This is a genomic window from Candidatus Blochmannia sansabeanus (nom. nud.), assembly GCF_059935345.1.
This window is the reverse complement of sequence record NZ_CP011795.1, coordinates 389,647-413,290: the sequence shown is the minus strand read 5'-3', so window position 1 is coordinate 413,290 and position 23,644 is coordinate 389,647. Positions and strand designations below refer to the sequence as shown.

General features: G+C 29.3%; 19 protein-coding genes. 2 read left to right on the top strand and 17 right to left on the bottom strand.

Going from position 1 to position 23,644, the window contains the following annotated elements:
- Nucleotides 1-29: 29 nt before the first annotated feature.
- A complete protein-coding gene (ychF, locus tag Bsans602_RS01770) occupies nucleotides 30-1,106 on the top strand; it encodes a redox-regulated ATPase YchF (protein WP_500836829.1) in 1,077 nt (358 codons plus the stop codon).
- Nucleotides 1,107-1,200: 94 nt separating this feature from the next.
- On the opposite strand, the gene Bsans602_RS01765 is transcribed toward ychF, so the two are convergent.
- Nucleotides 1,201-1,911: a Bax inhibitor-1/YccA family protein gene (locus tag Bsans602_RS01765; RefSeq protein ID WP_500836828.1), complete on the bottom strand. Its 711-nt coding sequence runs from the start codon at nucleotides 1,909-1,911 to the stop codon at nucleotides 1,201-1,203.
- Between the two features lie 246 nt (nucleotides 1,912-2,157).
- Nucleotides 2,158-2,859, bottom strand: coding sequence for a 2,3-diphosphoglycerate-dependent phosphoglycerate mutase (gene gpmA / locus Bsans602_RS01760; RefSeq protein WP_500836827.1), 702 nt, complete (start codon nucleotides 2,857-2,859; stop codon nucleotides 2,158-2,160).
- A gap of 315 nt (nucleotides 2,860-3,174) precedes the next feature.
- Here gpmA and pgl point away from each other — a divergent pair, with 315 nt between their 5' ends.
- On the top strand, nucleotides 3,175-4,185 hold the full coding sequence (pgl, locus tag Bsans602_RS01755; protein WP_500836826.1) for a 6-phosphogluconolactonase: 1,011 nt from the start codon (nucleotides 3,175-3,177) through the stop codon (nucleotides 4,183-4,185).
- A 401-nt stretch (nucleotides 4,186-4,586) separates the two neighbouring features.
- Here the strand turns inward: pgl and ybgF are convergent, their stop codons facing one another.
- From ybgF to Bsans602_RS01680, 15 genes are all read right to left on the bottom strand, one after another.
- Complete coding sequence (gene ybgF / locus Bsans602_RS01750; protein WP_500837387.1) at nucleotides 4,587-5,375, bottom strand: tol-pal system protein YbgF; 789 nt, start codon at nucleotides 5,373-5,375, stop codon at nucleotides 4,587-4,589.
- Between the two features lie 8 nt (nucleotides 5,376-5,383).
- The gene (pal, locus tag Bsans602_RS01745) at nucleotides 5,384-5,905 is read right to left on the bottom strand and encodes a peptidoglycan-associated lipoprotein Pal (RefSeq protein ID WP_500836825.1); all 522 of its coding nucleotides are present in this window, start codon (nucleotides 5,903-5,905) and stop codon (nucleotides 5,384-5,386) included.
- A 63-nt stretch (nucleotides 5,906-5,968) separates the two neighbouring features.
- Nucleotides 5,969-7,288, bottom strand: coding sequence for a Tol-Pal system beta propeller repeat protein TolB (tolB, locus tag Bsans602_RS01740; protein ID WP_500836824.1), 1,320 nt, complete (start codon nucleotides 7,286-7,288; stop codon nucleotides 5,969-5,971).
- Between the two features lie 131 nt (nucleotides 7,289-7,419).
- On the bottom strand, nucleotides 7,420-8,943 hold the full coding sequence (tolA, locus tag Bsans602_RS01735) for a cell envelope integrity protein TolA (RefSeq protein WP_500836823.1): 1,524 nt from the start codon (nucleotides 8,941-8,943) through the stop codon (nucleotides 7,420-7,422).
- A 74-nt stretch (nucleotides 8,944-9,017) separates the two neighbouring features.
- Nucleotides 9,018-9,443, bottom strand: coding sequence for a biopolymer transporter ExbD (locus Bsans602_RS01730; RefSeq protein ID WP_500836822.1), 426 nt, complete (start codon nucleotides 9,441-9,443; stop codon nucleotides 9,018-9,020).
- A complete protein-coding gene (tolQ, locus tag Bsans602_RS01725; protein WP_500836821.1) occupies nucleotides 9,412-10,158 on the bottom strand; it encodes a protein TolQ in 747 nt (248 codons plus the stop codon). The genes Bsans602_RS01730 and tolQ overlap by 32 nt, the downstream gene beginning before the upstream one ends.
- A gap of 309 nt (nucleotides 10,159-10,467) precedes the next feature.
- The gene (sucD, locus tag Bsans602_RS01720) at nucleotides 10,468-11,340 is read right to left on the bottom strand and encodes a succinate--CoA ligase subunit alpha (RefSeq protein WP_500836820.1); all 873 of its coding nucleotides are present in this window, start codon (nucleotides 11,338-11,340) and stop codon (nucleotides 10,468-10,470) included.
- Nucleotides 11,324-12,517 (bottom strand): ADP-forming succinate--CoA ligase subunit beta, encoded by a 1,194-nt coding sequence (gene sucC / locus Bsans602_RS01715; RefSeq protein WP_500836819.1) that lies wholly within the window; start codon nucleotides 12,515-12,517, stop codon nucleotides 11,324-11,326. Before sucC ends, sucD begins: the two co-directional genes overlap by 17 nt.
- Nucleotides 12,518-12,639: 122 nt before the next feature.
- Entirely contained in the window at nucleotides 12,640-13,890 is a 1,251-nt protein-coding gene (gene odhB, locus Bsans602_RS01710) for a 2-oxoglutarate dehydrogenase complex dihydrolipoyllysine-residue succinyltransferase (RefSeq protein WP_500836818.1), read from the bottom strand.
- A gap of 18 nt (nucleotides 13,891-13,908) precedes the next feature.
- The gene (locus Bsans602_RS01705; RefSeq protein ID WP_500836817.1) at nucleotides 13,909-16,782 is read right to left on the bottom strand and encodes a 2-oxoglutarate dehydrogenase E1 component; all 2,874 of its coding nucleotides are present in this window, start codon (nucleotides 16,780-16,782) and stop codon (nucleotides 13,909-13,911) included.
- A 223-nt stretch (nucleotides 16,783-17,005) separates the two neighbouring features.
- Nucleotides 17,006-17,746, bottom strand: a complete 741-nt coding sequence (locus Bsans602_RS01700; RefSeq protein WP_500836816.1) for a succinate dehydrogenase iron-sulfur subunit — start codon at nucleotides 17,744-17,746, stop codon at nucleotides 17,006-17,008.
- 17 nt (nucleotides 17,747-17,763) lie between these two features.
- Complete coding sequence (sdhA, locus tag Bsans602_RS01695) at nucleotides 17,764-19,548, bottom strand: succinate dehydrogenase flavoprotein subunit (protein WP_500836815.1); 1,785 nt, start codon at nucleotides 19,546-19,548, stop codon at nucleotides 17,764-17,766.
- On the bottom strand, nucleotides 19,549-19,896 hold the full coding sequence (gene sdhD / locus Bsans602_RS01690; RefSeq protein WP_500836814.1) for a succinate dehydrogenase, hydrophobic membrane anchor protein: 348 nt from the start codon (nucleotides 19,894-19,896) through the stop codon (nucleotides 19,549-19,551).
- Nucleotides 19,872-20,279, bottom strand: a complete 408-nt coding sequence (sdhC, locus tag Bsans602_RS01685) for a succinate dehydrogenase, cytochrome b556 subunit (protein ID WP_500836813.1) — start codon at nucleotides 20,277-20,279, stop codon at nucleotides 19,872-19,874. Before sdhC ends, sdhD begins: the two co-directional genes overlap by 25 nt.
- Before the next feature lie 1,563 nt (nucleotides 20,280-21,842).
- Nucleotides 21,843-23,510 carry a phosphohexomutase domain-containing protein gene (locus Bsans602_RS01680; protein ID WP_500836812.1) on the bottom strand — a complete coding sequence of 556 codons (1,668 nt, stop codon included), beginning with the start codon at nucleotides 23,508-23,510 and terminating at the stop codon, nucleotides 21,843-21,845.
- Nucleotides 23,511-23,644: the final 134 nt, after the last annotated feature.

Here is a 23,644-nt window from a genome sequence, read left to right as displayed (position 1 = left end):
TTTTATTTAATTTTAATTGTTAAAGTATTATGCAAATTGATTGTAGTATAATTGGATTACCTAACGTAGGTAAATCTACATTATTTAGCTCCTTAACTCATGTATCTGTTAGAGCGGACAATTTCCCTTTTTGTACTGTTCAACCTAATATATCTATAGTTTATATCCCTGATTTACGTATATATCAGTTAACAGATATTTTTCCATCACGTAAAATAGTGCATGGTACAATAAGATTTATAGATGTTGCTGGTTTAATAAAAGGGGCTGCTCAAGGGATTGGGATGGGTGTTCAAGTTTTAAATCGTATTCGTGTAACAAAAGTATTATGTCATGTGGTGCGTTGTTTTGATAATAATCAAATTATTCATGTTTTTAATAATATAGATCCCTGCAGAGATGTTAGTGTTGTTAATAATGAGTTGATATTATTTGATATTTTTCAGTGTGAACAAAATGTTTGTGCTTTGCGAAAAAAGTATAAGATTATTACTGCTAGTAATAAGCAACAGTTATTTTTATTAAAAAAATGTTTGGATTGTTTATATAATGGTGTTGTTTTGAGAAAAATACAGTTTTCTAGTATAGAAAAAGTGAATCTTGAAAAGTTTAACCTTTTAACTATTAAGCCAATTATTTATGTTGCTAATATTGGTAAAGAACCTGTTACAAACAATGTCTATTTAAATAGGCTACGTACATTAGCATTTAATGAACAAGCGCCATTAGTTTCGTGTTGCGTAATGGTGTCTTTATTAGAAAATAAGAATAATTATACTCAAATCACTACGGAACAGAAAGAATGTGTATTACATGATATAAATAAGACCATTTTTTCTGTGTTGAATTTGTGTACTTTTTTTACAATTAATTTAAACGTGACACGGGCTTGGGTATGTGCTATTGGAACTACTGCGTTGGAAGCAGCTAAAAAGGTGCATAGTGATTTTAAAAAGGGTTTTATTCGTGTTCAAGTTATTAAGTTTAATGATTTTATTATTTATAACGGAGAATTAGGTGTAAAGAGAGCTGGTAAAATATATTATGAAGGTAAGGATTACCGTGTAGAGGATGGGGATATATTGAAGTTTCTATTTAAAGTATAACGTGATAACAAGAATACATATTGGCACATTTTATTTAAAGTTACTATTTGAAAAAATAGTAACTTTAAATAAAATGTGCCAATATGTACTAGAATTAACGTCGATTTCCAAAAATACGAACTATCATTAAAAATAAATTAATGAAATCTAAGTATAAAGTTAATGCGCCTATAATTGAATATTTACGAAACTGATCTTGATTGTCTATAGATAAAGAAGCTCCTATAGATTTTAGCTTTTGAGTATCGTATGCAGTTAAACCAACAAAAATTATAACTCCAACATATGTAATTAACCACATTAAAGCTGTATTTTTTAACCATATATTAACTATTGAAGCTAATATTATTCCAATTAATGCCATGAATGATAAATTACCAAAGCTGCTTAGATCCTGCTTAGTAGTATATCCATACAATGTCATAGCTCCGAACATACCAGATGTCACTACGAATGCGCTAGATATAGAAGACGTAGTATATAGTATAAATATGCTGGATAAAGTTAATCCTGTTAACATGGAATATAGCATAAACAATGTAGTTGCTAAAGAACCATTTAATCGCTCTACCATACCTGATAGAACAAATACCAATGCTAACTGACCAATAATTAAACTGAAAAATATTATTTGATTAGCAAAGAGTAATTGAAGTATTGCTGGGGTCCTAGAAGCGTACCAAGCAACAAAAGCAGTTAACAGTAATCCACAAGACATCCAACCAAATACTTGTGCTATATATGGTTGGATTACGTTATTAGCTCGTTCTGATACTGTATTTTGAAAACGGGTAAATCGATCCATAATCATCACCTTCAGAAATAATTGAAATATAAAACATTTTTGTGAATTATATCGTAAGCAAAGCATGTGAGCAACAAAATGTTACATAACATTATTTTAAAACCAAATTAAAAATTAAACTGTACAGATAATAACACTTATATCCTAAAAGTATGAATATTATTGTGGTTGGTTTGTTTTTAATAAATACCGAATATAGTGTATATATTGTTTCATTAAAATTAATGTATAATTAAATATTATTATTTAATAGTTATTCAAATAGTAATATTGAATGAGATTTGCGTTGTTATCGAATTCATATATTAATGGCACGCCAGTTGACACGTTAATGTGAAATATTTCTGATTCGTTTAAATTATTTAAAAATTTTATTATAGCGCGTATAGAATTGCCATGAGCAACAATAATAAGATTTTTGTTATTTTTAATATGGGGGGCTATAGAATTATTCCAATATGGGATTACTCTATTAAAAGTTAGCGCTAAACTTTCACCTTTAGATAACTCGTCAGTATTTATACCATGATAACGGTTATCATTTGTTGCAAGAAATTGGTTATTTTTGCAGATATTTGGGGGAACAACATCAAAACTACGACGCCATTTTTGAATCGTTTCGTAGCCGTATTTTTTAATGGCTTCATCCTTATTTAATCCTTGCAGTGTTCCATAATGTCTCTCATTTAGTTTCCAAGATTTTTCAATTGGTAACCACGCTTGATCTAGTTGGTCTAGTATAATCCACAGGGTATGAATTGCTCGTTTTAATACCGAAGTGTACCCGTAATTAAAAAAAAATCCATTTTTTTTTAATGTTTGACCAGCACATTGCGCCTCAATACGTCCTTTATCTGATAAATCTATATCAACCCATCCAGTAAATCGGTTTTCTTTATTCCATTGACTTTCTCCATGTCTTATAAGAACAAGTTTAGTTATATTCATAATTTTATTTTCTTATTTTTTGTTCATAAATATGTAAATAGATTATATACTGTTTGTTTTATATTAGATATGTTATTAGTATATGTAATATTGAGGCAGCGCTTAATAATTAAGTTACTTAATGCATAATAAGATGTGCATATATTAGCAACATCTTTAGAATAGTTAGAAATAATAATTTCTTTATTAAGTTATTATATAACTATTAGCGAGATTTTATCAGTTTTATGTATACACATGTGATATTAACATAACAAAAAATATAATTTCATAGTTTATACATGACATATTATCATAAAAATGAATAAATGTACGATGCAAATTGTTTATGTAGCAAGTCCGGACAGTCAACAAATTTATATTTGGAAGTTGGATGACAAGCATGGATTATTAGAATTAGTTCAGGTAGTATCTACTTTTGGAGGCGCTCAACCTATAGCTGTGCATCCTAATAAGCAATTTTTATATGTTGGAGTGCGCCCTAATTTTGGAATTACTACTTACTGTGTTAGTCAGGAAGGATTGTTAACCGATGTTGGAACAATTAAATTACTCAGTAGTCCTACTCATTTGATTAGTGATGAAAAAGGTAAATTTTTGTATTGTACATCCTATAGGGATAATACAGTAAGCATTATTCCTATAGGGGAGTCAGGTATTCTTGGGCATCGTCCTATACAAATTATAAAAGGTTTATTAGGTTGTCATTCTGCTAATATAGATAAGAAATGCGCGGATTCACTTTGGGTTCCATGTTTACAAGAATATGCTATTAGAATATTTAAGATAAATTCGTTTGGTATTTTAACATCAGATAATCCATGTGTTATCAAAACTAGTATTGGCTCTGGTCCTCGTCATATGGTTTTTCATGATTTTAGTTATTTTGCATATATAATCAATGAATTATCAGGTACTGTTGATGTTATAAAATATGATATTTTTCAAAAAATTCCAAGTGTCGTGCAAACAATAAGTCTAATACCTAAAGATATAAATCTTAAACGATGTTGGGCAGCTGATATACATATCACTCCTGATAGTCGTTGGTTATATTGTTCTGATAGAGCCGCTAATATCATCAGTTGTTTTGAAGTATTAAAGGACACAAAAGAATTAAAATTTGTTAATTATCAATTTACTGAGGAACAGCCGCGCGGATTTGCAATTGATTATACAGGAGAATTTTTAGTTGTTGCAGGACAAAAATCGAATTATATTACTTTATATCAAATTGATACAAATAATGGGAAATTAACCGTATTATCTCGTTATTTATCAGGAAAAGGTCCTATGTGGATTAATGTAGTACCTTTTTATGAATGAATATAGAAAATTAGTTATGTTATGAAATATTTCTTATGTAATCTTATTATATATCAGCGAATAAATTATTGTGATTAATAATCACTAAAATTATTGTGGTGATTATAGTTTATATGTTCCTTATAATAAGAATGGATATATAATAAGATTTAATTATAGATAATGTTTTAGTGATTAATGGTCATGTACTTATGAGATAGGGCGTGGCTATTGTTTGAAATAAATTTTTCTTTATGTTGTTACTATAAATAAGTAATAATGATAGGTTGCAGATAATTTTAGATTTTTTATTATTTAATACTAATTAATACGATTATTGTTTATTTATGATCGTTATAGTTAAGATTATATAATTTCTATATAATGTTTGATTTTAATATAATATAATATGTGTTGTTATGTTATAAATGTATTAGGCGTTTTTGTGCTTGTTTAGCCGCCTCACTATTAGGGTATAATTTACCTACTTGTTTGTATATTGTTTTAGCTTTATCTTTCTGTTCTGTTTCTTGCATGATAATACCAATTTTTAATAATGCGTCTGATGCTTTTATTGATTTAGGATAATTTTTTACTACTAAAGCAAAATAATAAGAGGCATCATCTTTATTTCCTTTATTGTAATAAAGTTGTCCTAACCAATAATGGGAATTGGCTTGATAAATTGATTTTGGATAATTTTTGATAAAATTTTGAAAAGATTCTATTGCTTGATTGTATTGTTTTTTTTCTAATACCAATAATACTGCGTTTTTATAAGCGGTATCTGCATCAATAATTATTGTATTATTAGTTTCTTTGCGTTTTGCAGTATTTGAATTAGTGGATAATTTATTAGAATCATCATGAGAATCGTGTGTATTGTTATATTGTTTTAAGATAGTATTAATTTTTTGATATGATTCGTTTTGATTATTTATAATTTCTGATATGTGGTGTTGCATGTCTTGAATACATCCACGCAAAGTGTCAATATCTTGTTGATTTTCAGCTAATTGTTGTTGTATTTGAATTAAACATTGACTGTGAACGTCGGATATTTGTTGTAATTGATTAATGCTTTGATTCTTGTATATTTTTCTATTTGTGTCTTTAGCATGTGTTATATTATAATTCGTAATATTAGAATATCCAGTGATTATAATGATGATTATATATGGTTTAAATAAAAATGATGATAATTTCATTATATTAAATATTATTTGTATATTAATACAGCACGTCTATTTTTAGAGTAAGCTTCCTCATTATGTCCTGATACAGCAGGTTTTTCTTTACCATAGGATACAGTAAATATTTGATCGGATAATATACCTTTACTTTGTAGATATAGTTTGATCGAGTTAGCTCTACGTTCACCTAATGCAATATTATATTCTGGAGTACCGCGTTCATCTGCATGGCCTTCAATTTTAATACGATATGATGGGTTATTATATAAAAAATTAGCATGCATGTTTAATGTACAAAAAAACTGAGAAGAAATATCATACTGATCTAAAGGGAAATAAATAATGTTATTAGATTGTAATTCTTTTGTTGTGAGTGCTAATTTTTTATCGGTTATTTTATTATCTCTTATGTTGATTTGTTCAAAAGGATTTAGTTCAATTTTTTGACTATGAATGGCAGCGTGTTTAGGGAATCCAGAGCACGCAGTTATAATTATGCTTATGTTTACTGCAAATGTTAGTTGTCTAAAAGAATTATTTAGTTTCATTATATACCACATTATCTGTAATTTTATCAAATTATTGATTGTAACGGAAATAAAATTGCATATTTATTCTGCATGTAATGGAGACCAAGTTGGAAATCTTATATCTCCTGGCCCTCCTTTTATATGAGCTTCAAAATGTCCATCTACAGAAATTAATTCTAAACTAGATTTTGTTGCGTAATCTTTAATATTGCTGTACACCACCATGGTATTGTTAGGTGCTATACTAGGGGTATCAGCTAATAATACATTTGTTAATATTTTTTCTTGACCAGTTGATAAATTCAATCTAGCAATATTTTGCTTCCCTTGATGTCTATTAACCATCATGATAAATGTGCCATCTGAACTGACTTGTGGATTTTGATTGCTAGTGTGTAGCCAAGATAGTCTTTGGGTATCAGTGGTATTAATATTAATTTTGTATATTTGCGGTTTTCCTCCTTGATCAGAAGTGTAGGCTATATTTTTATTATCTGGAAACCAACTAGGTTCAGTATTATTATTTCTATTTTTAGTTAATTGCTTTATTTCTCCGGATTCTAAATCCATAATATATAAATTTAAGCTACCTGTTTTTGATAAAGCGAAGGCTATTTTTTTACAATCGGGAGAAAAAGCGGGAGCACCATTATGATTTGGAAAATTAACGACATTATTAATTAATCCAGTTCGTAATGTTTGAATAACAAGTTCTGAATGTCCGGAAGCAAAAGTGACATAAGCAATTTTTTTTCCGTCTGAAGACCAAGCTGGAGACATTAATGGTTCAGTTGATCGGCAAACCGAAATTTGGTTATGGCCATCGTAATCAGCAATATATAATTCATAAGGATATTTATTGTTTTTAATATGTGATATATAAGCAATACGTGCACAAAATACACCTTGTATACCAGTTAATTTCTCAAAAATTTCATTACTTATAGTGTGAGCTGCATGACGTAGCCATTTTTTTTCTATCGAATATTGATTTTCTAAAATTATCAATGCAGGATTTTTAGAGGTATCAATTAAGTGATACGAAATAATATAATTTCCATTGTAATTTGCATGTGTTGTTCCTAATACAATAGTATTAATACCTAATTTTTCCCAGAATGTTGGGATTACATCAGATATTTTGGTGGGTTTGTGCGGTAAATATTCTATGGGTATAGTATTAAATTTACTACTATTGCGTAAGTCAGAGGCTATTATTGATGCAATATCTTCATCTGGATCGGGTAATTTATTACTATATTGGTTATTAATATATTCAAAAGGCATGACAGCAATGGGATACGCAGTATTGACTCCACATGTAATTTCAATATGCATATCTGCAAGCGATGAGAATTGGCATAAATATAGTATCAGTATCATCGATAGAGAGATCTGCATCGACCAGTTTTTCCATATTGATGATATATTAATTTTTTTAATTATTAAATGCATTGAAAAATTTTGCATGAAAATTAAATTTATTTAATAGATTAATATATTCTTATTTTTTGAATGTGTAAATGTTTTGTTTATTGAGGAGAAAAATTTAAAATTATGTTTTTAAAGACTTCATATACATCTGTATTTGGTGGTTTAGGTATTTTTGCTGATTTAGTGGCAATAATTGCTGCTTGACATAACGAAATATCTCCAGATATAGCGGTTATTGATAACAGTGTACCATCAGGTGCTAATTTGATACGTAGGTCGCATTGTTTGCCAATATAGTTAGAGGCGTTGTAAAATTTTTGTTGAATTGATTCACTAATCATGTTTTTGTACGTATTAATTTCATTGTTTTTAATTATGTTACTTGCGATATCATTATGATTATTATCTTTTTTTATTATAAAGTTTAATTTAATTTTTTCATTATTTTTTGCGGAACTTTGTTTATTGATTAGTGTGTTTAATAGGTTGCTTAGTATGTTAGAGTCGTGCAGCGAATTATTTGATTCATTACGTATTGATGTATTTTTTGTGGAGATAGCGTGTTGGTTTTTCTTTTTTTCAGGAATGTTGTTTATCGTACGTCCTTCCAATGGACGCTGTGTTTCTGATATTTTGAATCGATTTGATTGATCTTGGTTTTTCTTTTTTTCAGGAATGTTGGTTATCGTACGTCCTTCCAATGGACGCTGTGTTTCTGATATTTTGAATCGATTTGATTGATCTTGGTTTTTCTTTTTTTCAGGAATGTTGTTTATCGTACGTCCTTCCAATGGACGCTGTGTTTCTGATATTTTGAATCGATTTGATTGATCTTGGTTTTTCTTTTTTTCAGGAATGTTGTTTATCGTACGTCCTTCCAATGGACGCTGTGTTTCTGATATTTTGAATCGATTTGATTGATCTTGGTTTTTCTTTTTTTCAGGAATGTTGTTTATCGTACGTCCTTCCAATGGACGCTGTGTTTCTGATATTTTGAATCGATTTGATTGATCTTGGTTTTTCTTTTTTTCAGGAATGTTGTTTATCGTACGTCCTTCCAATGGACGCTGTGTTTCTGATATTTTGAATCGATTTGATTGATCTTGGTTTTTCTTTTTTTCAGGAATGTTGTTTATCGTACGTCCTTCCAATGGACGCTGTGTTTCTGATATGTTGAATCGATTTGATTGATCTTGGTTTTTCTTTTTTTCAGGAATGTTGTTTATCGTACGTCCTTCCAATGGACGCTGTGTTTCTGATATTTTGAATCGATTTGATTGATCTTGGTTTTTCTTTTTTTCAGGAATGTTGTTTATCGTACGTCCTTCCAATGGACGCTGTGTTTCTGATATGTTGAATCGATTTGATTGATCTTGGTTTTTCTTTTTTTCAGGAATGTTGTTTATCGTACGTCCTTCCAATGGACGCTGTGTTTCTGATATGTTGAATCGATTTGATTGATCTTGGTTTTTCTTTTTTTCAGTTTTCGTATAAGGGGGTTGTATAAAAGTGTTGATTGAGCTTTTATTATCAGTGGTGTTAGTAGTATACTGCTGTTTTTTTGCGATTATATGTTTATTTAATAATAAAAACATAATCGCATGTATAACGATTGATGCCATAATAGCAAATTTTAATTGTTTACTATATTTATTCAGTAAATGTACTAATTTCATTGAGCAATATAGAGCAGTGGCTAAATAGCAGGATTCGTTATCATGCCAATAGAATGTACACCAATGTTACTTAGCAAATTTAACACTTTTATGATTTCATCATACGCTATGGCTTTAGACGCAGCTATCAGACATGTTATATTAGGAGTAACATATATTTGATGACTTATTTCTGATGAAACTCGATCTAGACATACTTTTCTTATGTGTTTATTATTGATTGCAAGATTATAAAGCTCCATTCCTAAAATTTCAATAGTCATTATAAGTTTTTCATTATTGACAACATTTGATGTTACTTCACTATTTGGAAGATTTACTTCAAAGCTTTGTATTAATTTAGATGGCATTATCATAAAGATTATCAAAAGAACTAATAATATATCTAAAAATGGTATGATGTTAATATCTGAATTAATAGCGCGTTTTATTCTTTGTTTCTTCATGTTTATTTTCCTTATTTAGCACAATAGTGTCAATGTTAAGAAAAATTTGACGATATAGAATTGTGATAAATTCTTCTATAAAGTTGTTATAACTTTGATCTAAATTATTTATTTGTGTAGTTAAATAATTAAATGCCATAACTGCTGGAATAGCTACGAATAAGCCAATTGCTGTAGAGATTAATGATTCGGCAATACCCGGTGCAATGATATGTATATGAATCATCTGAGTAGCAGTATTATTAGTAGTTTTACCTAGTTCGATAAAAACATGTATAATTCCCAGTACGGTTCCAAATAGACCAAGATATGGGCTAATGGCTCCTATTGTACCAATCAATGGGGTATAATCTTCTAATGTTTTTAATTCTACATTTATTGCAGTATGCATAGTATCTAATGTTCTAGATATTATTGTTTCAGATGAACAATGTTTTATTTGGTATAATCTAGAAAATTCTTTAAAACCTACATAAAAAATTCGTTCAGCGCCGTTTAGTTTGTTGCGACGAGATAAGGATTTTTGATATAAATTAGTTAAGTTTATTCCAGACCAAAATTCGTTTTCAAATAATTTTAATTTTTTATGAGCTATATTAAGCGTAAAAACACGATGTAAAATAATACTCCAAGATAAGACAGAAAACCCAAGTAAAACGCATATGCTAATTTGTACTAAAATATCAGCTTCTAAAAAAAAATCAAAGATATTCATATTGATTATTAATTTTTATGTTGCATAATAGTTGATAATATTGATTATTACATCAAATACTTTTAATCATATTAAAGGTAATTTAGGATTAACATGATACAATTGTAGTATATAATAATTGTAAAACATAGTTTGTATAAAAACCTGTTAGAACTAAACATTTTGAAAGCATATAGAATAAAATATGACTTACACGTTTAGATAAAAGTAAAAATAAAATTATTACGTTCTTAAAGCTGCGTATATTATAAAACAATATTTTTATACCTAAAATAGTATAGATTTTTTGTATATAAACGTTATCTTTTATTATTTCATATTAATGGATTTGATATATTGACCAATTTTAGTAAAATCATTAACAACATGTACTCCAGATTTAGATAAAATTGCACATTTTTCATAAGCAGTACTACCAATTCCAGAAATAATAGCTCCTGCATGTCCCATACGTTTCCCTTTAGGGGCTGTAGCCCCAGCAATATATGCGATTACTGGTTTTTTAATATATTTTTTAATATAAATAGCTGTTTTTTCTTCGGATCTTCCTCCAATTTCACCAATCATGATCATTAATAAAGTTTGGGGATCTTGTTCGAATAATGATAGTATATCGATAAAATTAGAACCAAGTATTGGATCTCCTCCAATACCAACACATGTAGATTGGCCAAGTCCAAGATCAGTTATTTGTTTTACTACTTCGTATGTTAAAGTACCTGATCTAGATACAATCCCCACATAACCTGGTTTATAAATATTACTTGGCATTATTCCAAGTTTGCATTGGTCTGGAGTAATAACTCCCGGGCAGTTTGGTCCAATCATACATGTATTATGTTTTTTTAATTGTTGTTTTATTAGTAACATATCTAATATTGGAATTCCTTCAGTAATACAAACAATTAATTTAATACCTGCATGTATTGATTCTAAAATTGCATCTTTGCAAAAAGGAGCAGGCACATAAATAATAGACGTCGTTGCATGAGTATTATTTATTGCTTCATTAACAGTATTAAATATTGGTAATCCGAGATGAACGTTTCCTCCTTTTCCTGGAGTAACTCCACCTACAATTTTTGTGCCATATCTTAATGCCTGCTGAGAATGAAAGGTAGCGTGTTTACCAGTAAATCCTTGACAAATTATTTTTGTATCTTTGTTAATTAAAATTGGCATTTTTTAATTTTACCATGGTTACAATTTGTTGAATTGCATGAATTAAGTTATCAGTAACAATAATATCGTATTTACTATTAATTAATCGATTAGCACCTAACACAGAATTGTTGCCTTCTAATCTAACTACGATAGGAATATGTGTTGTATTATATGCAGACAATACAGTTATTATACTATCAGCAACTAAATCACAACATACAATACCTCCAAAGATATTTACGAGTATCGCCTTTACCTTAGTATCTTTTAAAATCATATAAAAAGACGATACTATACATTCTTTATTGGCATTTCCTCCTATGTCTAAAAAATTAGCAGGCATTCCACCTAATGATTTAATTATATCCATCGTAGCCATTGCTAATCCGGCTCCGTTGACCATACAACCAATATTTCCACCATCTAATGGAACATAGTTAATAGAATCATCCCATTGGTTATTGGGCAATGTATTATAGGTATTATTTGTAGCACATATATTTAATAATTCTGATTGTCTAAATTTAGCATTATCGTCCGTAATAATTTTGGCATCTAAACAAAAAAATTGATCCTTATCAGTAATAGCCAATGGATTTATTTCGATTAATATGAGATCTTTTTCAAGAAGCATATGTGTTGCATCAACGATAATTTTGGCAAATTGATTTATTTTTACCCCAGATAAACCTAACTTGCATGCTAAAATTCGTCCTTCGTAAGGATATATTCCAACTAAAGGGTTTATAGCGGTCTTATGAATAAGATGAGGTGTTTTTTGTATTATTTTTTCAATGTTTATACCACCTTGTGTAGAGGCGATGCATATTATTTGTGATTCATCTCTATCAATAAGTATGCTTAAATAAAGTTCTTGAATAATTTTAACGGATGGTTCTATTAAAATATAATTTACTAATTCCCCGGTATCAGTTGTTTGATATGTTATTAAACTATTTCCAAACCACTTATTACCAAAAGATAATATATCTGCTATATCGTGTATAATACGTACTCCTCCAGATTTTGCACGACCACCTGCTTGTATTTGACATTTTACTACCCATGGACCTTTGATACTGCATGATGATATATAATGCTCTATATCATTTAAATGAGCGCACAGGCAACCTTTTAAAATAGGCAGATTATACTTTCCTAATAGTTTTTTTGCTTGATATTCATATAGATTCATAATATGTAGCCATTTTTACTGTGGTTTCTGAAGATTAGTATAATAATCAAAAACTAATAGTACTAATTTGTTAGTTATATACGCATATTATACGATTATACGTGTATATGATATGATTATAATTAAATTTCTAAAAATAAACGCATTGGATCTTCTAATAGTTCTTTAATACATATCAAAAAACTAACTGAATCTTTCCCGTCTATTAATCTGTGATCATAAGATAAGGCTAAGTACATCATAGGTAAAATTACTATTTTCCCATCTAAAGCTATAGGTCGATCTTTTATTGCATGCATTCCTAGAATGGCGCTTTGAGGAGGATTAATAATAGGGGTGGAGATCAATGACCCAAAAATTCCACCGTTAGTAATAGTAAAATTACCGCCATTTAATTCTTCAATCGTTAGTTTTCCATTTCTCCCTTTTTCAGCTAAAGTTTTTATACTTTTTTCGATGTCAGATATACTTAATGTATCAATATTTCTTAATACTGGCGTAATTAGTCCACGTATTGTAGATACTGCAATACTTATATCAAAATAGTTATAATATACTATTTCCTCCCCATCAATAGATGCATTGATTACAGGAAAGTTTTTTAAACCTTCTAAAACTGCTTTTACGTAAAAAGACATTAATCCTAATTTAATTCCATAACGTTTTTCAAATAGCTCTCCATATTTTTTCCGTAACACCATAATGGGTTGCATATTCACTTCATTGAAAGTAGTCAACATAGCTGTAGTGTTAGTGACAGCCAGCAGACGTTCTGAAATTTTTTTGCGTAAGCGATTCATCAAGATACGTGTTTCTTTACGATCATTTTCTATATTTTTTATTTGATGGTGCTCTGTGTCTATATAATTTTTTTGATCAGTACAGCGTGTCTTTTCTGTAGAACGAATATGTGTTTCTATATCTTGACGAGTCAGACGCCCTTTTGTTCCGCTGCTTTTAATATTTTTTGGTTGTAAATTGTGTTCTGCTATTAATTTTCGAATAGATGGAGTTAAAATTTTATGGCTTTCCTTTTCGTTGTTTCGGATGATATGTTCTTGAGATGCTATTGATGTAACAGATTTTTGATTTTGAATGGTTTGATTTATATCTTGTTTAGTAACAATTTGATCAATAATATTTAGACGGGCCAAAATTTGACCAGATATTACTATTGATCCTTCTTGTTCTAAAATTGATTCTAATGTTCCTGTGTTTGGCGCAGGTACTTCCAGCATTATTTTATCTGTTTCAATTTCAAGTAAGATATCATCTTGTTTAACTTCATCCCCTGCTTTTTTATGCCAAACAGCAACAGTGGCGTCTGAAACTGATTCGGGTAAATTCGGAACCAAAATGTCTATACTACTCATTTTATATCCTTTTAATAATTAATTGAGATTTAATGCATCGTCAATTATCTTTTTTTGTTGTTGTTGATGTATCGAAAAAAATCCTACTGCAGGTGCAGCAGAATCAGGTCGTCCTATATAATTTAATGTAATATGTGAAGGAATTACGCTGTGAAGATAACGTTGTATATAATGCCACGCTCCTTGATTTTTAGGTTCTTCTTGACACCAGGTAAAATTTTTTACATGCGAATAGGAATTTAGAATAGTCTGTGCATTTTCATAAGGGAAAGGATATAGTTGTTCAATACGAATAATAGCGATATTATATTGTTCATTTTTACGTCGTTGACTTAATAAATCATAATATATCTTCCCAGTGCATATTATTACATGATTGGTTTTCTGTGGTATGATACTATTATCTATTTCATCAAACACTGTTTTAAATGATCCGTGTACTAAATTTTCTAATGAAGTCGTTACCATAGGATGTCTTAATAGGGATTTTGGAGATATAATGATTAGTGGTTTTTTAATACTATATGTTGCTTGTTGACGTAATATATGGTAGAGCTGATCTGGAGTAGAAGGCACACAGATGTATATATTGTGTTCAGCGCATAATTGTAAATATCGTTCTATTCGAGAAGAAGAATGTTCTGGTCCTTGACCTTCGTATCCGTGAGGTAAAAGCATTACTAATCCACATACTTGACCCCATTTTTGTTCGCTAGAACTAATAAATTGATCGATGACGATTTGTGCTCCGTTAGAGAAATCTCCAAATTGTGCTTCCCAAATTACTAACATATCATTTGATAAACTGGCATAACCATATTCAAATGCTAAAGCTGCTTCTTCAGATAAGATTGAATCCCAGACGCAAAAAGATCCTTTTTCATTTGATTTTTTATTATTAATATATGCTAAGGGAATGTATTTTTTTCCATTATTTTGATCATATATTACAGCATGTCTATGAAAAAATGTTCCTCTCCCAGCATCTTCTCCAGACAAACGGATAGAAATCCCTTGATCTAATAAAGTTGCGTATGCTAAAATTTCTGTCGCTCCCCAATCAAATAATCTATTACCTAACGCCATTTCTATTCTTTCATGGTATATTTTTTCTACTCTAGAATGCATGGTGATACTTGATGGAATATCATTGACGCGATAGGCTAAATTTTTTAAGTACTGGCTATTTATTTTATTAACATGCAGCATAGTTTTATTATTATTATTATTATTATTTAAATTGATTGTGTTTAGAGAATTGTGAACATGAATTGGCTGCCAATTTTGTAGAACACAACATTTTTTGTCTAATTTTTTACGATATGCATTAATTATATTAGAAGTTTCATTTATATCTAGTATTCCATTTTTACTTAAAATGTTGGAGTAAATATTAACTACAGTTGGATGATTACGGATTTTTTTGTACATAAGAGGTTGAGTGACACTTGGTTCGTCAGCTTCATTGTGTCCATGTCTACGATAACAAATTAGATCAATCATTACATCACGTTTGAAAGTATTGCGAAAATTTAATGCAACGCGAGTAACGTAAATAACGGCATCTATATTATCTGCATTAACATGGAAAATAGGGGCTTGTATCATCTTTGCAATATCTGTACAATGCTGTGTAGAACGCATATCATGGGTATTAGATGTTGTAAATCCTATTTGATTATTGATAATAATATGTATTGTTCCTCCTACGTTGTATGCATCGGTTTGAGACATATTAAAAGTTTCTTGAACTATTCCTTGAGCACTAATTGCTGCATCTCCATGAATCGAGATTGGAAGTACTATGTTATGTTCTTTTTCATTATTGTTATAAATCGATTTTTTTAGTAGTTGATCAATTCGTGCTCTAGCGCATCCCATTACTACTGGGCTAATAATTTCGAGATGAGAAGGATTGCATAATAAAGATAAACGTATAATTTGTTTATTAACTGTAACATCTGAGTAAAATCCTTGATGATATTTTACGTCACCACTGCCAAATGTGGGTTGGTGTTTATTAGAAAACTCATTAAATAAATCTTGAGGGTTTTTGCCTAAAATATTAATTAAGACATTTAGGCGTCCCCGATGAGCCATTCCCAAAAATATTTCTTTAATGTTATGATGACAAACGGAATAACGTATAATTTCTTTTAACATGGGAATTAAAGCATCACCTCCTTCTAATGAAAATCTTTTAACTCCTGGAAATTTTACTCCTAAATAATGTTCAATTCCTTCTGCTGCAATTATTTCTTTAAGAAATTGTTTTTTTTCGTCGGAATTGAAATCAAACATTCCTGCTGTGGATTCAAAATTATTTTGAATCCACAGCATTGTATTTATATCAAGAATGTGCATATATTCTACGCCTATAGAATCGCAATAAGTTTTTTTAAGGAATTGATGTATGTCTGATACAGTCATTGATTCTTTGTTTATCCCAAAAAGCTTCGTATCGAGTTTTTTGTGAATATTTTGTAAGGAAAAGTTATAATTTTCTAAATTTAAAAGATTATTTTTAGGTTTATGGTTCCATAATTTTAAAGGGTCTAATGTAGAATGTTGATGTCCGTATGTTCTGAAAGCATTTATCAGTTGTGCTATTTGTATATAAGTAATATTGCTGCAGTGTGTATCAGTTTTTGTATATGATTCATTAGGTGTGGCATTATTTTTTAGTTGAATATAAGTATTATTTGTTAAATTATCAAATGATTTATGTTCATATTTTTTTTCAATAAATAATTTTTTAAAAATTTTTATCCAACTAGAATCTATAGAGTTAGGATTTTTTAAAAAATCCTTATAAATTTCCTCTATGTAAGATTGATTATTTTTTGACAAATAAGAAGAATCTAACCAATTTTTTAGTGTATTATTATACATTACAAAAATCCTTATATTCTGTTGTATTTATATTTTTAATATCTAATATTAAATTAAATAATATGATTAGGTATTATATTTTGTTTGGAATAAATTAATTTTTTAACTATTAAAGTTGTGACAGTTATGCATAGATGTATATATGAATATTTCATGAAATTATTATCTGTATATTATTTAAATTATTTTTTATAATTACTATTGCTATTTATATGTTATGTTGTTATTTAATATTTATTACATTTTTTGCTAACATTCGTTTAATGCGGCCTATAGCCTTAGCTGGGTTTAATTTTTTGGGACATACACTAACGCAATTCATAATATTATGGCAACGAAAAACGCTAAAAGAATCTTTAAAATTTTTTAGTCTTTCTTTATGATTAGTATCACGGCTGTCCATTAAAAAACGATATAATGTTAATAATCCGGCAGGTCCAATAAATTTATCTGGATTCCACCAGAAAGATGGACAAGAACTGGAGCAACACGCGCATAGTATACATTCATAAGATCCATCTAATTTAGAACGTTCCTGTGGAGATTGTAAATGCTCGTGTAGTAATTTAGATGGTTTATTGGAATCATCATTAATTAGAAACGGTTGTACTCTTTCGTATTGCAGATAGAATTGACTCATATCTACTACTAAATCACGAATTATTGGAAAACCAGGTAATGGGCGTACTGTAATTATATTATGATGATTATCATCATATAACTTTGTTAAGGAGGTGATGCATGCTAGGTTGTTTGTACCATTTATGTTCATTCCATCAGAACCACATACCCCTTCTCTGCAAGAACGACGAAATGTTAGAGTTGGGTCCTGTTCTTTTAATTTAATTAAAGCATCTAATAATGTCATATTTTTTGCACTTAACAAGTTAAGAGTGTAATTTTTCATATAGGGACTTTTATTGAATTCAGGATGATAACGGTAGATAGAAAATTTAATTTGCATATTTTAAGTCTCTACTTTTAATATACACGGGTTTTTGGAGGAAAAGGAGGACGAAATTTTGGTTGCATATTCACATTGCGGCGAATCATAGTATTATTCTTTGGTAAATATAATGTATGACATAGCCAATTTGTATCATCACGCATGGGAAAATCATAACGACTATGAGCTCCTCTGCTTTCAGTTCTAAAGATTGAAGCCATAGCAGTTGCATAAGCAGTTTCTAATAAATTATCTAATTCTAAACATTCAACACGTTGTGTATTGAACGCGCGAGATTTGTCATCTAAGGTAGCATAATCTAATCGATTACGTATTTCTTTTAGTTTTGATAAGCCTTTCAACATTTTTTCTTTTTCTTTAAAAACAGAAAAATTATTTTGCATGCACGATTGTAAATCATGACGTATTGTTACTGGATTTTCGTTTGTGCCTGATTTTTTATTACTATTCCAACGAATATAACGGGCTAATGATATTTCTATATCAGAATTGGTAGGACTACGAATTGGCCATTCTTCTTCTGATAAATATGATTGTATATATGTTCCGGTAGCATGTCCAAATACGATCAAATCTAGTAAAGAATTTCCACCAAGTCGATTTGCACCATGTACTGATACACAGGCAGTTTCTCCAACTGCAAATAAACCTGGTACTGTTGTATCTATTCCTGCATTGTTGACAGTGATTACCTCTCCATGTATTGTGGTAGGGATACCACCCATCATGTAATGACAAGTCGGAAAGACGGGGATTAATTCTTTTACAGGATCTATACAAGAAAAAGTACGTACTAATTCTAAAATCCCAGGTAGTCGTAATTCTAACAACTCTTTGCCCAAATGGTCTATCTTTAATTTGACGTGGGGCCCGTATGCGCCCGAATAACCTCGTCCTCCCTGAATTTCTAGCATAATTGCCCGAGCTACTACATCTCGACTGGCTAAATCTTTTGCTTTAGGAGCATATCGTTCCATAAATCTTTCTCCTAAAATATTTAGCAGATATCCTCCTTCGCCACGACATCCTTCACTTACCAAAATTCCAACGCCAGCTATACCAGTAGGATGAAATTGCCACATTTCCATATCTTGAGCAGGAATACCTGCACGTAATATCATTCCAATTCCATCACCGGTGTTTATATGAGCATTGGTAGTGGATTGATAAATACGTCCTCCTCCTCCAGTTGCAAGTACTGTGGCACGTGCTTTGAAGTATACTAATTCTCCTGTTTCAATAGAAAAAGCAGTGCAACCAAGTATTCTTCCATCTTGGTTTTTTACTAGATCTAATGCGTACCATTCTGCAAATATAGTAGTTTTATTTTTTAAATTTTGTTGATATAAAGTATGTAATAATGCATGTCCAGTACGATCAGCAGCCGCAGCAGTACGTGCGGCTTGTTTTTTTCCGTAATATAAGGTTTGTCCCCCAAATGGACGTTGGTAAATACGACCGTTTTTCAATCTAGAAAATGGTAACCCCATATGTTCTAATTCTAAAACTGCCTTAGGTCCTGTTTTGCACATGTATTCGATAGCATTTTGGTCCCCAATGTAATCAGATCCTTTAATAGTATCATACATATGCCATTGCCAATCGTCTTCGTGATTGTTACCAAGAGCAACTGTAATCCCTCCTTGAGCTGATACTGTATGCGAACGTGTAGGAAAAACTTTAGATATTAGGGCGCAAGAAAATCCCATTTTAGAAACTTGCAGAGCGACGCGCATACCTGCTCCTCCAGCTCCGATGACAATAGAAAAAAATTCTTTAACTGGTATATGATAGTGCATCTATACACTCCAAATAATAATTATTCCGAATAATAGGTACATGAATAGCACAGAATTAGTTACCCATATGCTTATTTGTCTTAATATAATTAATTTTATATAATCTTCTAAAACATGATGTATCCCAATCCAAGTATGACTTAAAGCGGAAATTAGGGCCATTATGCTAAAAATTTTAGTGATATTTTTGCTGAAAAAATCATACCATTCATCATAGGACAAAGTGTTAATAAAAATGATAAAAATAGATATATACATAATGTATAATAACATTAGAATGGCGGAAACTCTAACCCACAACCACTCATGTACCCCATGATATTTCAAGGTTGATTTAATGGGTACCATATTAAAATTCCACTTAAGACAGATAATAAAATAGTTAAGATAAATATAATTTTTGCGCTTATTTTTCCTATTAGTAGTGTTTGATGCAAATATCCAAAATCCATTAACATGTGACGAATGCCAGCAACTATATGATAAATTATCGTTATTGTAATTATCCAAAATAAAAATTTTAAAATATGATAATTTTTTAGTAAAAAGTCGTAAATTTTACAAAATTCGTTATTGGAAGATAAAGATAATTTTAATAGCCAAAGGATTGGTCCAATGATTATGAACAATAAAATTCCTGAGATTCTATGTAAAATGGAAGCAACAGCAGTGATAGGAAATCGTATGGTCCTGACGTTTAAATGTATTGGTTTTTGATTTTCTTTGATCATATAAATACTCTTATTAAGTTATATAACAACAAATATATCTCATAATAATATGTTTTATTATCTAAAAATCATACAACAAAAGACAACCAATAATATAACAATTGATTGTTGTTGTGATTTATATTGTGAATATAATTATTTCTAATACCGTGTTATCTTTTAATCTAAATCTTTAAGTTATGTTAATTTCCATCACATTATAACAAATGATCAGCTTATATGTAATACTATATCTTGTATATTATTAACAATATTAATAATATTATAAAATTTGAAATGAATTCAGTTATTGTTGTGTTTAAGCAATAATATATTTTTCAAAAATGAAGTAGATTAATTATAAAATTTTAGCTCTTAGCCTATTATCCTTTAGCCTATATCTAGATATAGGCTAAAGGATAATACTCATTATTTTATAAAAATTGATGTATTTATCAGTCTTGTTAAAAGGGAGATATGTATAATTTAGTAGGATATTAGTTAATAAATAGTTTTGGGTATTTTATTTTGAAATTTTGCTTTTGTACCTATTGATTTTATAGATTCTGAAGGTCTTTGTTTGTAAATAAAAAACAATTATATTAATAGTAGATGTATAATAAATAGTATTAGTATGTTTCCATTAAATTTTTTAAAAATCATTGAAATTATAACATCACGAAACACTGGTATATAAATATTTACAAAGTTTGTAATTATTTTAATAAGTATAAAAATATGTTATAAATAAGTTTATTCTGGAGTTTTTTAGTTTTTATTCAGTATTAATGTTTGTGTTACTGTTTAATATATGAAGTAAGGTTAAGTTTTATTTATTCTTAAAAAAAATTTTATATTGGTTTTAATTGTGCATAATGTTGTATTTTTATACAACGGCCATCTATGTATTTATTGTAAAGTTAGAAATAAATCGTATTTTACTCACTCATGTATGCTATTAATTTGATGATTAATATATGTTTTTACAAGTATATTTAAATAGATATAGATCGTGATTATTTAGTGTAATAATTTAATTCAAAGGCATGTATAAGATTAGGATCATTTATGAAAGTAATAACCAATGTATTCACATGTTGAAAGTTTTATTGATAAAGTATGTGTATTTTCATACAATAGATGTTTATTGAGAACAGTCATGATCCTAATATTAAAATGAATTATTTGTATGATTTTTATCATATTAAATAAAAAATCATTGCAGTATTAATTTTATATAAAGATTGTTATAAGAGAGCTACAGCATTTTAAGTATTCATATTTATTATGGTTTTGCGTAATAGATTTTATAAGATAAATAGTAATAGATTGAATAAAATGAAAGATTATAGTAAGAGATATCCTCTTCATTGATGTATGTAACATTATATCATATAATGATGATGGAAAATTAATGGAAAATAACATTAGGTTTATATACTAACTGAGTTTTTATTCAAGAGTAATATGTATAAAAAGTGGATGTGACATCCGTCAATGTCATGATTCAATGATGTCAATTTATAATATGCGATTGTTGTTGAATAAAAATTCACTTTAATTTACGTATTATGACGCATCGTATCACGATGTATTTATTATAGTATGGACGATGTTTATCATTTCTTTTTCAATTTTTTCTCTATGAGAGACATGTAAAAAACTTTCACAATAAATTTTATATACTGGCTCAGTGCCAGATAATCTACACGCTGCCCAACCATCGCGAGTTATTATTTTTATATCATCCATGGTAAATGTTTGATATTTTAATAGCTTTGGCTTTATATTTAAGATTCTAATGATAGGAGCGCCAGCTAATTCTAGCATGTTAACTGGATTGAACAAAGTGCTAGCAATCAGGGATTTTTGTGTACAATTAATAGGCAATTGAATACAATTGTAACTAGATATATCAAAATTTTTGACTAGCTGCTTATAATAATTTTGTAAAGATTTATCGCTAACAGCAATGATTTCAGCTGCTAATAAACACATAATAATTCCATCCTTATCAGTAGACCATGGAGAACAATGAAAATCTAAAAAAGATGCTCCTGCGCTGTCTTCGCCTACAAAACCTAAACAACTATTAAATAATCCTTTCACAAACCATTTAAAACCTACCGGTACTTCTAATAGCTGACGATTAAGATGATATGTTATCCGATTAATCATAATACTGGATATATAAGTTTTTCCTATAGATAATACATGATTACACCATAATGGACGATTGTTAAAAAGATAATCAATTGCAATAGTAAGATAATGATTGGATTTAATTAAACCGAAAGGAGTAATAATGCCATGTCTATCACAGTCGGGGTCATTAACTAAAATCAGATCAAAATTTTCAGATGATTTTGATACTCCAGTCATTGCAAGTTCAGAAGAACAGTCTATTCGGATACAACCGTCATAATCAAGATGCATAAAACTAAAGGTTTTATCAATTTTTTTACTGATTAAATTTAAATTTAATCGATAATATTGAGCAATATTTTCCCAATAATCTATACTTGATCCGCCTAAGGGGTGTACTCCTAACTTTAAACCAGATGTTTGTATAGCTTTCATATTAATTATTGTAGATAGTTTTTTTACATAATCTAGAACAAAATCTTGTGCATGTATATACCCGCTTTTCCAAGCGTTATCTAATGTTATGCGATGTACATTTTGTAAATTATTTGTTAAAAACTTATTAGCGATTTGTTCAATTGCACGAGTAATATCAATAGAAGCTGGTCCTCCATATATTGAGTTATATTTTATTCCGCCATCTTCAGGCGGATTATGAGAAGATGTAATAATAATACCATCAGCTTTTTTTGTATGATTATTATGATAATTCTTATTATATTGAACAATAGCATGAGAAATAACAGGAGTGGGAGTATACCCGTTTTTTTTTTGTATAATAATGTCAATATTATTAGCTGCTAATACTTCAAGTACGGATATAAATGCTGGCTCGGAAAGAGCATGAGTATCTTTTCCGACATAACATGGCCCAGTTATACCTTGTTGTGTACGTACTTGCACAATCGATTGACTAATTGCTAATATATGTGCTTCATTAAAGCTGCATTTTTGGGAACTTCCACGATGACCAGATGTACCAAATATAACATTATGAGCATCATTGTTTGGATCTGGAGATAACGTATAATATTGTGTTATTAATTGAGATGTGTTAGGAATTTCATTCTGTGATGCGAGTTTTCCGGCACGTGTGTGATTCTTCATATAAAAACATCCTTAACTGGTTATTTTACGTAATTAGATAAATATTACAATATCCTTTAGATTATCATTAGTCTAATATCTAATAAATTACTGTATATATTGATTAAATGAATATTTTAAATATACTAAACATG